The sequence below is a fragment of the Streptococcus taonis genome (genome assembly GCF_029948085.1).
Taxonomy (GTDB): domain Bacteria; phylum Bacillota; class Bacilli; order Lactobacillales; family Streptococcaceae; genus Streptococcus; species Streptococcus taonis.
Genome location: NZ_JARZZP010000001.1, coordinates 93828 through 106334 on the forward strand (window position 1 = coordinate 93828; position 12507 = coordinate 106334).

General features: G+C 40.2%; 14 protein-coding genes and 1 CRISPR repeat array. Of the genes, 3 read left to right on the forward strand and 11 right to left on the reverse strand.

Translation table 11 applies throughout. From position 1 onward, the window contains the following. Positions 1–113: 113 nt before the first annotated feature. From QEZ38_RS00400 to rpsO, 7 genes are all read right to left on the reverse strand, one after another. The gene (locus tag QEZ38_RS00400) at positions 114–1457 is read right to left on the reverse strand and encodes a DEAD/DEAH box helicase (RefSeq protein ID WP_281334633.1); all 1344 of its coding nucleotides are present in this window, start codon (positions 1455–1457) and stop codon (positions 114–116) included. Positions 1458–1618: 161 nt separating this feature from the next. Then, positions 1619–2314 carry an alpha/beta hydrolase-fold protein gene (locus tag QEZ38_RS00405; protein WP_281334634.1) on the reverse strand — a complete coding sequence of 232 codons (696 nt, stop codon included), beginning with the start codon at positions 2312–2314 and terminating at the stop codon, positions 1619–1621. After that, positions 2295–3305, reverse strand: a complete 1011-nt coding sequence (locus QEZ38_RS00410; RefSeq protein ID WP_281334635.1) for an ABC transporter substrate-binding protein — start codon at positions 3303–3305, stop codon at positions 2295–2297. The genes QEZ38_RS00405 and QEZ38_RS00410 overlap by 20 nt, the downstream gene beginning before the upstream one ends. A gap of 21 nt (positions 3306–3326) precedes the next feature. Further along, positions 3327–4082: an ABC transporter ATP-binding protein gene (locus tag QEZ38_RS00415; RefSeq protein ID WP_281334636.1), complete on the reverse strand. Its 756-nt coding sequence runs from the start codon at positions 4080–4082 to the stop codon at positions 3327–3329. Position 4083: 1 nt separating this feature from the next. Continuing rightward, a complete protein-coding gene (locus QEZ38_RS00420) occupies positions 4084–5130 on the reverse strand; it encodes a FecCD family ABC transporter permease (RefSeq protein WP_281334637.1) in 1047 nt (348 codons plus the stop codon). A gap of 152 nt (positions 5131–5282) precedes the next feature. Then, positions 5283–5903 (reverse strand): CadD family cadmium resistance transporter, encoded by a 621-nt coding sequence (locus QEZ38_RS00425; RefSeq protein ID WP_281334638.1) that lies wholly within the window; start codon positions 5901–5903, stop codon positions 5283–5285. Between the two features lie 244 nt (positions 5904–6147). Next, positions 6148–6575: a CRISPR direct-repeat array (repeat unit 35 nt; unit sequence GTTTTTGTAGTCTCCAAAATTGTGGCCGATAAAAC). Between the two features lie 141 nt (positions 6576–6716). Continuing rightward, on the reverse strand, positions 6717–6986 hold the full coding sequence (gene rpsO, locus QEZ38_RS00430; protein WP_001018251.1) for a 30S ribosomal protein S15: 270 nt from the start codon (positions 6984–6986) through the stop codon (positions 6717–6719). Positions 6987–7191: 205 nt separating this feature from the next. On the opposite strand from rpsO, the gene QEZ38_RS00435 reads away from it, so the two are divergent. From QEZ38_RS00435 to thrS, 3 genes are all read left to right on the forward strand, one after another. After that, complete coding sequence (locus QEZ38_RS00435; protein ID WP_281334639.1) at positions 7192–7566, forward strand: hypothetical protein; 375 nt, start codon at positions 7192–7194, stop codon at positions 7564–7566. Between the two features lie 256 nt (positions 7567–7822). After that, positions 7823–8146, forward strand: a complete 324-nt coding sequence (locus QEZ38_RS00440; protein ID WP_004251229.1) for a MazG-like protein — start codon at positions 7823–7825, stop codon at positions 8144–8146. A 50-nt stretch (positions 8147–8196) separates the two neighbouring features. Continuing rightward, on the forward strand, positions 8197–10140 hold the full coding sequence (gene thrS, locus QEZ38_RS00445; protein WP_281334640.1) for a threonine--tRNA ligase: 1944 nt from the start codon (positions 8197–8199) through the stop codon (positions 10138–10140). Between the two features lie 212 nt (positions 10141–10352). Here the strand turns inward: thrS and QEZ38_RS00450 are convergent, their stop codons facing one another. Genes QEZ38_RS00450 through QEZ38_RS00465 form a run of 4 tightly spaced genes read right to left on the reverse strand, consistent with a single transcriptional unit; the run spans position 10353 to position 12253 of the window. Then, entirely contained in the window at positions 10353–11402 is a 1050-nt protein-coding gene (locus QEZ38_RS00450; RefSeq protein WP_281334641.1) for a DUF389 domain-containing protein, read from the reverse strand. Beyond that, on the reverse strand, positions 11399–11722 hold the full coding sequence (locus QEZ38_RS00455) for a potassium channel family protein (RefSeq protein WP_001253404.1): 324 nt from the start codon (positions 11720–11722) through the stop codon (positions 11399–11401). The genes QEZ38_RS00450 and QEZ38_RS00455 overlap by 4 nt, the downstream gene beginning before the upstream one ends. A gap of 13 nt (positions 11723–11735) precedes the next feature. Further along, positions 11736–12077, reverse strand: a complete 342-nt coding sequence (locus tag QEZ38_RS00460) for a hypothetical protein (protein WP_000397556.1) — start codon at positions 12075–12077, stop codon at positions 11736–11738. Then, positions 12002–12253, reverse strand: coding sequence for a TMEM175 family protein (locus QEZ38_RS00465; RefSeq protein WP_281334642.1), 252 nt, complete (start codon positions 12251–12253; stop codon positions 12002–12004). The genes QEZ38_RS00460 and QEZ38_RS00465 overlap by 76 nt, the downstream gene beginning before the upstream one ends. Between the last annotated feature and the right edge of the window lie 254 nt (positions 12254–12507).

Below are 12507 nucleotides of genomic sequence, written 5' to 3' on the forward strand. Positions count from 1 at the left end.
TTATCGAACAAGCCTGAACTACAAGTAGGAAGCATTATCGGACACAATCTCACAAAACTAATCTTAATTGCTCAAAAAAACAGTAAAACCAACTTGGTCCTACTGTTTCATTCTTAGAATGTCTGGCGCTTAGCTTTTCGCTCTGCACGTCCACGAGCACGACCTTCTGCTCGCTTGGCTTTACGACGTTTTTCATCGACAGCCCACTGGATTTTTTTCTTATATCCTGGTTTGACTTTTTTCTTTTTCTTTTTAACCAAGCCAATCATTTCGATGTCCAATTTTTCTTGTTTCTTCTCACGATTGGCACGACGATCGCGGTCATAGGTATCTTGGAATTCTCCGTCTTTAACCATCTTAGGCACAAACTTGATTCCTAGTTTCTCTAACTCACGAATATCTGAGTCGTCACTAGGCTGGTAAAGGGTAATGGCTGTACCAGGCAGACCATTACGTCCAGTTCGTCCAACACGGTGGACAAAGAAGGACAAGTCTTGTGGAATGGCATCGTTAATGACGTGACTGACCCCCTCAATGTCAATCCCACGCGCAGCCAAGTCAGTCGCAACGATGTACTCAAAATCAAGGTTCTTGACCTGATTCATGATCCGTTTGCGCTCACGAGGAGCAATATCTCCATGAATCTTAGCTACTTTCAAGCCTTGAGCTGTTAAGTAAGCATGCAATTCATCTGCACGAGTCTTGGTATTGACAAAAATCATGGCAAGATATGGCTGCATGACTTGAGTCAATTCATAAATCTGGGCATTCTTGTCACGACCTTTAGTCGAAATCAACCAGTTATCAATGGTATCTGAGATAACTGTTTTGGTCTTGATTTTTTCCATAACTGGATTAGACAAGTATTTTTTCAAGAATGGTTGCAATTTTTGTGGGATAGTCGCTGAAAAGACCATGAACTGCAAGTCTTTCGGAAGACTTCCTGCAATCTTATCAACCGTCTCCAAGAATCCCATATCTAGAGTCATATCAGCTTCATCGACTACAAAGGTCTTAGCCTTGTGGATAGCCAAATCACCCGATTTTACCAAATCATAGATACGACCTGGTGTTCCAATGACGATATGGGGCTGGTTGCTTGCCAGTTTTTCAATTTGGCGGGCCTTGTCTGTACCACCAACATAGTTAACAACACGAATTTCTACTTCTGAATGGCCTGCAATCTGACGAGCTGCTTGGTAAATCTGTGTTGCTAACTCACGACTCGGAGCTGTGATAACTGCCTGCACGCTATCGCTCTCTTCATCCAACTGTTGGAAAATTGGAAGCAAGAAAGTATGAGTCTTTCCTGAACCTGTTTTTGATTCACCGACCAAGTCACGACCTGCCAAAACAATGGGAATTAACTTATCCTGCACCTCAGTAGGAGTCGTAAACTTCAACTCCTCCAAAGCTTCTTCTATATATTTTTTAAATTTAAATTTCGTAAATGACATAATATCCTCGATTCTATCTACTCATTATACCACATTTTGATGCATTACAGTTAAACTTTCGATTTAGATAAACCCACGGAAATTTCAGTAAATTCAAAATCTGCCCGAATAAAGACAAGAAAAATACTCTCTGTCCATCCTAAACAAAGAGTATTAGATTTTCACGTAAGCTTCCACTCTTCTCTCAGCCAATCACAAAAATGATGATAGCGTTGCTCAAGAGCTTCATGATGCCCATAAGCATCAAAGGTGGAATATGTTGAGGGAACTTTCTCTGATATCAAATCATGTACTTCCCTTGCAAAAATAGGAGCCTTAGACAGGCGGTTGGAATGATTGGAACCTTCTGTCAGACCATTTTGCAGATAAATCAGACTTTGACTCTGTATCAGGTCATGTTCCCTGCAAAATTCTGTAAAATCAGGATACCAGAAGGAACCACAGATAGAAAAGATACAGGTCACAGGTAGATGACTACTATAGAGACTATAGACAGCAGCAAGCCCCCCCAGTGAATAGCCACCATAGGCAATCCGACTTTCATCAATCAAGTAGTCCTTTTGCAGAGTTGCTAGAATCTCTTGAAAGAGCTTCTGATGGTATGCATCTACCTTCCCACCAAAATCTGGGGCCCCTTCTTTCAAAGACTTAGACTGCCAGGGTGTAAAGTCATCCAGACGGTTTTCTGGAATCAAGCCCACCAAAATCACAGATTGGGATAGGTCTGACAAATAGTCCAATTGTCCATCATTTAAAAGTACAACTGGGTAGGCTTGTTTAGAGTCATAGGTTGAAGGAAGGCTGACCCTTACCTGAATCCCTTCCCAGTTAAACTCCTTATTTCTTGATAAAGTCATTGATTTTTTCAAGGGAATCAATCACTGCAGGACCGTAATCCATCAACTCATCGTAAGAGATGGTCATGATTTTTTGGTTCTTGATTGCTGGGACATTTTCCAAAACAGCATTTGCCTTCATCAAATCCACTGCTTTTTCATCCAACTTTTGATTGCGGTCACTAGTTACATAGATAATCAACTCTGGATCCATTGATACTAGATTTTCCAAGGTCAAGCCAGAAGTTCCTGTTGCGACATTAGTATAACCAAGTTGGTTGAGCAAACTTTCTTGTAGGGCTGACTTGTAAGCACCAAAGGTTTCGTCGTTATAAGCAACCATAATCAGAGCTTTTTTCTTTTCACCCTGTGTTTCTGGGTTGGCTTTTTTAACCACATCGATTTTAGCTTGTAATTGTTCTGCGTATTGATTCGCCTTGTCTTGGACATTGAAAATGGTACCAAGATTCTTCACATCTTCTACGATATTTCCTAAATCTTGTTGGATAGTTGAAAGTGAAGCTTTTTGCGTATAAACAGGGATTTTATTTTCATTCCAAGCACTAATGGTTCCCATTGACTTTTCAGAAAACATCATGTTGCGGCCCATCAAGGCATCTGGTTCATAAGAAAGAACTGTTTCTTGTGAGACTGATTTTTTATCACCAATATGAGGGATGGCTTCAATTGCTTCCTTGTATTTACCAGTTACGGCATTATCAGGATTGAGCATACCGGCAATTTTATCCTTCAAACCAAGTTCAAGTAGAATTTCAGTTGTTGAAAGATTGTTAGTGATGACCTTTTCAGGAGCCTTTTCAAAGACTTGTTCGACTTCATTTCCTTTAGCATCATAAGTTTTGATAGTTACAGGGTAGCTGGTTTCTGTAGTAGATTTTTGACTTGTCTCTGCGCTTGATTGTGTGGTAGCTTTTTCTGTTGTACTATTTCCACAAGCTGCTAAAGTTAAGGTAGCTACTGTTAGGAGCAAAATACTGATTGATTTTTTCATGTTTGTTTTCCTTTTCATTTTTTATAAATAGTGAATCATGGCTTGCTGGTCTTCCGTCCAAGTAACCCTACTTTGGACACCATAGACATCCTGCAAAGACTCTGGTGTGATGGTCTCTTTTGGAGTCCCTTGGTAAACAATTTCTCCTTCTTTCATCAGATAGAGATAGTCTGAATAACGACAAGCCAGCTGAATATCGTGTAATACTGCTAGCACATTGATATGGAGATGTTTGACAATGGTTAACAAGTCTAGCTGGTACTTGATATCCAAATGATTGGTCGGTTCGTCTAAGAGCAGAAGAGTCGGTTCTTGTGCCAAGGCGCGTGCCAACAAAACCCGCTGCTTCTCTCCTCCTGACAGAGAAGAGTAGAGTCGATTTCTTTTCTCGAACATATCTACCTTGACCAGAGCATCCTCAACCAAGGCAAAGTCTTTTTCTTTTTCCTTTTGTAAGAAAGAGAGATGGGGTGTTCTGCCCAGCATGACGATTTCCTCAACCTTACAATCAAATTGTAACTGATTAAACTGCGTGACAACTGCCATCTGCTTTGCCGTTTCCTTGACGCTCATTTGTTCCAAGGGTTTTCCATCTAGAGAAATCAAACCTTGATCAGGCTTTTCCTGTCGATAGAGGAGTTTCAGCAAGCTAGTCTTCCCACTTCCATTGGGTCCCAAAATGGTATGAAATTGCTTGCCCTCCAGTTTGAGCGAGACTCCTTTGAGAATCTTTTTTTCTCCGATTCCAAAGTGAATATCCTGGCACATTAAGTCCATATCAGACCTTCACCTCCCTTCGTCTACTTCCAACCATATAGATAAAGAAAGGTGCACCTACTAGGGCTGTGAAAATACCAATCGGCAGCTCAGCATTTTGAATCAAAACACGAGCAAGAACATCTGCCCAAATAACAAAGAGAGCACCGAGCAAGGTTGCTATCGGAAAAAGCCTTCTGTAGTTTGTACCCACCAAACTTCTCGCCAAATGTGGGGTAATAAGACCAACGAAGCCGATAATCCCACAGCTTGATACCAAGATAGCTGTCAGCACAGCCACAATCGTCACATAGAGATACCAATAAAAACGTAGGGGAATCCCCAAGGTCAAGGCTGCCTCATCACCCATCATCATAGCATTAAAAACACGATATTGGGTAGAGAAAAATAAAAAAGCAATTCCCACGATTATAGTTGGCAAGGTTAAGTGAGCCCAGGAAGTCCCCGCTAAAGAACCCATGGTCCAAAACTTGATGGTCATGACACTATCAGCATTAGCGCCAATTGAGATAATAAAGTTTGAAAAAGCCAAAAATAGTGCATTCACAACTGTCCCTGATAAAATCAGGCTTGAAGTTGTCATCCTGCCTTGCATGGAAGCAATCAGAAGGACTGCAACTGTTGCCACAAGCGCTCCAAGGAAAGAGCCAAGACCAATCATGACCTTAAACCCGAGAATGATGCTCAAAGTCGCACCAAAGGTTGCCCCAGCTGAAATTCCTAAAACATAAGGTTCTGCGATTGGATTATTGACTGTTGACTGCATGACGCTACCACACATGGAAAGGCCTGCACCAACTATCAAACCAAGAAAAACCCGTGGTAATCTCATATTCCAAACAATAGCAAGTGTAGACTTCGAAAGGTCTCCTATATCCAGAGGGGCCCCCAACTTACTTAAAATAATTCTATAAGTATCACTCAAGCTAATCTGAACAGACCCCATAGAAACAGCTAGAAACAGAGAGACACCCAAAGCTCCGAGCAACAGAGCTAGGAGAAAAACATATCGCAGGTTTTGATGGTTTCCATAAAATTTGGAAAGCATGAACCCCTCCTTTAACAAAGATTAAAAATTTTGACAATTTTAATAAACAGTATACCACATTTCTAAATCATGAGCAAGACTAGAAAAATGCACACAAAAAAGCCCTCTGAAGTCAGAGGGCTGATTTGATCATGGGCTAAAATCCTAGTAAACTAAAAAATCTCCACGATCAGAAAAGTCTCTATCGTGCCATTTTCATACATGATGTATAGTCCAAGTAGAATGAATACTAAGGGCACAATGATTCGCTCATATTTTTCAATTGTCTCGGATATTAACGGCATAGAGGATAGCACACGACTAAGCTCGCAAAAGATAATTATGCCGATTGCAAACACAAGCAACGCCACGAGTGTCTGTGACCAATCTAACGAAGCAAAATAAGGTATATAGATACCTAAATTATCTCCACCAGACGCAATTGTCAACAATGTAACTGTCCAAAACAGTTGATTTGCCTTGCTTTGTTCTAATCTTTCAATAATTTCTTCCTCTTCTTCCTCACCTTCTCCAACAATTGCAAAGCGAATCCCTAAATAGATAGGGATTAAACCAAGCAATCCAACCATCCATTCTTCAGGCACGAAATTAACGACATAAGCAGCAACTAAACTCGCCCCTATAAGTAAGCCTGTGCCTAGATATTGCCCCGCATAAATATGCCATTTTTGTTTATTCTGTGATAGCTGTGCAAATAAAATAAATAAAATAATTAAATAATCGATACTGGTGGAAATATAAACACCAATAGCAGATATGATTGTCTGTCCCATAAAAACCTCCTGTATTAGTCAGTAATAAATCAGCAGATTTTAGGAGAGCACAGACACATTAATTTAGCTATCGCTAATGGGTAATGTCGAACGTAGGAAAGCATTTTACTCCTCCTCAAAACGTAGTTACAAAGTAATTTCTAACTGGAATTCGGTGACTACTTCCATGTAAAGTATAACATACTATACTTTACTTCGTAAAGTGTGGGCTCTCCGAGGGTCTTGCAGACTACTACCATTTGAGGTTTTTGTAGTCTCCAAAATTGTGGCCGATAAAACCCCGTAATCGGAGCTATTCAACAGGGTGCTAGTTTTTGTAGTCTCCAAAATTGTGGCCGATAAAACCTAACTTAGCGATTGCTCGTATTGACCATAGTTTTTGTAGTCTCCAAAATTGTGGCCGATAAAACCCTAACGGAGTGAAGGCTAACGTTGTTCCAAGTTTTTGTAGTCTCCAAAATTGTGGCCGATAAAACTGAGAAGCTGGGTTGGGAATTCACAAAGGAGTTTTTGTAGTCTCCAAAATTGTGGCCGATAAAACACATGGGAGGTAAGGTTTGGTAATAGATATGTTTTTGTAGTCTCCAAAATTGTGGCCGATAAAACTTTGGTGTCTTTAAGATAGAACCGTGTTTTGGTTTTTGTAGTCTCCAAAATTGTGGCCGATAAAACCTCAATAAAAAAGCTCCCTGAAGTCAGAGAGCTTGATTCTTGCTGGATAAAACATTTATAGACTAGGCGGCAAGCCGAAGATTGTACTGATGGTACATCGAGGCGAAGCCAACGAAGTATAGAAACGTTTTAGACGCAAGATTAACGACGAAGTCCAAGAGAGTTGATCAACTCACGGTAACGGTTAACGTCGTTTTTACGCAAGTATGCAAGCAAGTTACGACGGCGACCGATTTTCTTCATCAATCCACGGTAAGTAGCGTGGTCTTTTTTGTGTTGTTTGATGTGTTCGTTAAGGTGGTTGATTTCCCAAGTAAGGACAGCAACTTGAACCTCTACTGAACCTGTATCACCTTCGTGACGTGCATATTGTGCAATGATTTCATTTTTTTTCTCTTTTGAGATTGCCATGATGTTTCTCCTTTTTATCTGGCTTCATCCGAGTGACAGGTTGGCATGCCTGTAACCAAGAAGAAGTTATTTGTCTTTACGACAATTCCTATTCTACCAATAACTAAGTTCTTTGTCAACTGATTTACTATTCTTACCGCAAAAGTGCTATAATAGTTATAGGAAGGATATCTAAGTTGACATCTTAAAAAGAGAGGTGATTACCATGCGTAAATTCTCGCAATATCTCCCCTACTATCTGGTCATATTTTTCTTTTATTGGCCACTTTATGAGCTGTTATTATGGACTATTACTAAAAACTATATCTTGAAGGAGCTCACCATCGGCAACGTTATTATCTTCTCTCCACTGGTGACTTTCATAGTATCACTATTCTACTCTTATCGTTTCAAATTCTCAGTTTGGTGGTTAATTGGAGTTGGCTTGCTCTTTTGCTTTACCATCATTACTTTCGGAGAATTTATCCTTCTCTACTTCCTAGCCTATGAAATCTTTGCCCTCGCGGGTATGGCTGTCGGTGCCGCTATTAAGAATCTAGTGCAAAAACTGAAAAGGAAAAAACTTTCACAAAATCCTTGAAAAATCTCACAATCATGCTATAATAATGCATAGAGACAAGTCACTTAGCCCCTTTCTACCAGAGAGTGCGTGGTTGCTGAGAACGCATAGGAAGCCTAAACTGATACTACTCTACTAACTTTTATGCAAACATAAAACGGTGGCCACGTTAGAGCCAATCAGAGGTGTCCCTCTTTTTTGAGGAACATAAATGAAGGTGGAACCACGTTGCGACGTCCTTTTTGGATGTCGCAATTTTTTTATGAGGAGACTAACCATGGAGTTGCAAGAATTAGTGGAACGCAGTTGGGCAATCCGACAAGCTTATCATGATCTGGAAGTTAAGCATCATGATTCCAAGTGGACGGTAGAAGAAGACCTCTTGGCTTTATCGAATGATATTGGAAATTTCCAACGATTAGTGATGACCAAGCAAGGACGCTACTATGATGAAACACCCTACACACTGGAACATAAACTTTCAGAAAATATCTGGTGGCTAGTAGAACTTTCTCAACGTTTGGATATAGACATCCTGACGGAAATGGAAAACTTCCTCTCTGATAAAGAAAAGCAGTTGAACATTAAAACTAGGAAGTAGGCTGCTAATAAAAAGTCAATGCATAGAAACTATGGAAAAAGGAGAATACCATGATCAAAATTACTTTCCCAGATGGCGCTGTTCGTGAATTCGAATCTGGCGTTACTACTTTTGAAATTGCCCAATCTATCAGCAATTCCCTAGCTAAAAAAGCTCTTGCTGGTAAATTCAATGGCAAACTCATCGACACTACTCGTGCTATCACTGAAGATGGAAGCATCGAAATCGTGACACCTGATCACGAAGATGCCCTTCCAATCTTGCGTCACTCGGCTGCACACTTGTTTGCCCAAGCTGCTCGTCGTCTCTTCCCAGATATCCACTTGGGTGTCGGTCCAGCTATTGAAGATGGTTTCTACTACGATACAGACAACCAAGCTGGTCAAATATCTAACGAAGATCTTCCTCGTATCGAAGAAGAAATGCAAAAAATCGTTAAAGAAAACTTCCCATCTATTCGTGAGGAAGTGACTAAAGATGAAGCGCGTGAAATTTTCAAAAACGATCCATACAAGTTAGAATTGATCGAAGAACACTCAGAAGATGAGGGTGGCTTGACCATCTACCGTCAAGGTGAGTACGTTGACCTCTGCCGTGGCCCTCACGTGCCTTCAACTGGTCGTATTCAAATCTTCCACCTTCTTAACGTAGCTGGTGCTTACTGGCGTGGAAATAGCGACAATGCTATGATGCAACGTATTTACGGTACAGCTTGGTTCGACAAGAAAGACTTGAAAAACTACCTTCAAATGCGTGAAGAAGCTAAGGAACGTGACCACCGTAAACTTGGTAAAGAGCTTGACCTCTTCATGATTTCTCAAGAAGTTGGACAAGGGCTTCCGTTCTGGTTGCCAAATGGGGCTACTATCCGTCGTGAATTAGAGCGCTACATCGTCGACAAGGAAATCGCTGCTGGTTACCAACACGTCTACACTCCACCAATTGCCTCAGTAGAACTTTACAAGACTTCTGGTCACTGGGATCACTACCGTGAAGATATGTTCCCTACTATGGATATGGGAGACGGGGAAGAATTCGTTCTTCGTCCAATGAACTGTCCTCACCATATCGAAGTCTTTAAACACCACGTTCACTCTTACCGTGAATTGCCAATCCGTATTGCTGAAATCGGTATGATGCACCGCTATGAAAAATCTGGTGCTCTCACAGGGCTTCAACGTGTACGTGAAATGTCACTTAATGACGGTCACACTTTCGTAACACCTGAACAAATTAAAGATGAGTTCCAACGTACGCTTCAATTGATTATAGATGTTTACGAAGATTTCAACTTGACTGACTATCGTTTCCGTTTATCATATCGTGATCCTCAAGATACTCACAAATATTTTGATAATGATGAAATGTGGGAAAATGCTCAACGTATGTTGAAATCAGCTATGGATGACATGGGACTTGACTACTTTGAAGCTGAAGGGGAAGCAGCCTTCTACGGACCAAAATTGGATATCCAAGTTAAGACAGCTCTTGGTAAAGAAGAAACTCTTTCTACAATCCAGCTTGACTTCTTGCTCCCAGAACGCTTCGACCTTAAATATATCGGAGCTGATGGTGAAGAACACCGTCCAGTTATGATTCACCGTGGGGTTATCTCAACTATGGAACGCTTCACAGCGATCTTGATTGAGAACTACAAGGGTGCCTTCCCAACATGGCTTGCACCACACCAAGTAACCCTTATCCCAGTATCTAACGAAAAACACGTGGACTACGCTTGGGAAGTAGCTAAGAAACTCCGTGACCGTGGTGTCCGTGCTGATGTGGATGAACGCAATGAGAAAATGCAGTTCAAGATTCGTGCTTCTCAAACTCAAAAAATTCCTTACCAATTGATCGTTGGTGACAAGGAAATGGAAGAGCAAGCCGTAAACGTTCGCCGTTATGGTCAAAAAGAAACAGAAACCATGCCGGTAGATGCATTTGTAGAATTGATTCTTGCAGATATCGCCAACAAATCACGAGTTGAGAAATAAACCGATCACAATCTGAGAGACATTTTTCAGTAAGAAAAAGCAACAACTATTTCAGTTGTTGCTTTTTTGTATTTTGATTAAGCTGAGCTAGTAGTGATTGATCAAACCACCACAAATAGTATCCTCATCAACAATCCTTTCTACCCACTAATTTTTGAGTGTAGGATATCCTCCCATGATTTGCTTCCATGAGTTAGATAAGTTGACTATCCTCAGTCCTTGTCTGCTTCATTTTCTTTTGCGCGATCGTTTTGTAAATCTTTTTCAGAGAGTTTTTGTTCGATATACTTGTCAATGTTTTCGTAAAATTCCTTAATCGTCTCACTATCTAATTTTGCCGAATTATGGAATTGCTTGACTTTCAATTGAACAGATTGAATACCGTAAGAGGCTTGTTTTTGGCGAATGGTTTCTAATTCTTCTTCTGAAATCGGATCTCCAACAACCGTCAAGACCAATTCATTATTACTTGACTTGTAGACTTGATTAATGACCGTATGATTGGCGAACTCATTTTCTACAAACTGTTTGATCCCTTCTTTTCGTGCTTGATCCATCGTCAGAGTGACTGCTGAATAGCTGGCTGGAAGAACCAATAATACAATCAAGGATATCAGCCCAATTCTCATTTTAATGTTTAGCTCTTTAAATGAACTTAAAGGAGATTTTCTCATTAAAATTCTTGTTCCAACAATATTGGTTAGCATGATAAAGACACAGTTGATCAAGAAAAGATAGAGAGCCCCCAATAAAAATCGTACATTCCCATTAGCTAAACCATAGCCAGCAGTACAGATAGGCGGCATCAAAGCTGTAGCAATGGCTACTCCTGGCACGATATTGTTTGCTTCTTTTTTCCTTGAACCGATCACACCAGCAATCCCACCAGCAATAGCAATGAGAACATCCCAAATGGTTGGAGAGGTTCGTGCGATCAACTCGCTACTTGCATAAGACAAGGGAGAAATCCAGAAATACAGAGTCGAGACAAGCAAACTGACCAACACTTGAGTCAATAAAACCTCTAGAGATTGCTTGATTAAACGCGTATCAAAAATAGCTAAACCGAATCCCAGTCCAACAATCGGTGTCATGAGAGGTGAAATTAACATGGCTCCAATAATAACAGCTGTTGAATTCATATTTAGACCGATAGAGGCAATAAAAATTGCACACATCAAAATCGCTGTATCTCTCAATCGAACATGAAGGTCATCGTATAATTTCTCACGGTATTCCCGTGTTGAATAATTGGCAGTCATTTGTCCTCTCCTCTTTCCTTATTTAAATCGGTATAATAATTAATAATAACAGCTGATAAACAGCCAAAAAATATGAGCCCATAAATCGTCAAGAAGACACTGGTAATCCTTCCAATCAAGGTCACAGCTAGGAGATCCCCGTAGCCGACAGTCGTCGAAGTCACAAAAGCATACCAAAGACCGTCTCCGTAATTTGTGATAGCAGGTTCAACTAGGAAAAGCACGCCTCCTGACCCAAAAACAAAGGTCACAAAACTCAGAGCAAACCGAGTAAAACCCGTAACCTGTATAATATGCCATAACATTTTTAAACGTCTCATTTGTTCTCCTTATTCATACTAGCTCCTGACCGAGCCGTTTTTTCCAATAATCAAAGTGAAGATAGGACATGATCTCCATCAGAGAAAGATAGACAAACTGATAGATCTGATTTAAGCTGATTATCAACTGATATTGTTTGAAAAATGACTGGAAGAAAGACCAGATATGACTGTCTTGAATCAGTCCCTTCTTAACATCAGACAGGATATTAGCTAAAGCTCCCAAGGACTGAAACGGTAAATCCTTGACATTTATATAGATCCGGTCCACCACATCATTCAGACTGGTATCTTGGATGGCATGAAATTCTCCAAAGAGAACTCCTGCCGCTCCAAGAGTAGAAACAAATTCCACCAAATAATTTCTGAGGAAATTTTCTCAACCTTTTCCCATAATGTGTTTAGTGTCATCCATAACGATCCCAACCAGAAAAAGGAAAGAAAATAAGCAAAGAAATTTTGCCGTAAATCCCAAAAAGCTTCAAGACTTGGTGTTGTTGGTTTTTCTAACTCTAAAATCAAGATGGTCATAATAATTGCTAGAACAGCATCTGTTGATTCTTTTGAACATTATCTTTTAAATATCCATCAGTCCATCCTAGATATTATATCAAAAATTTTACATTCTTTCTCTGAAGAAATCAATTCATTTAAAAGATAGAGAAAGGAAGAAATTTTTGTATCCTTATCCGAAGAAGAAAAACGATATCTCCTCTGAAAGTAGATACCTTTTTAATGTTTAAAGATGATGAGTTTGTAGCAGCAATCCTAGCTGATATCGCCAA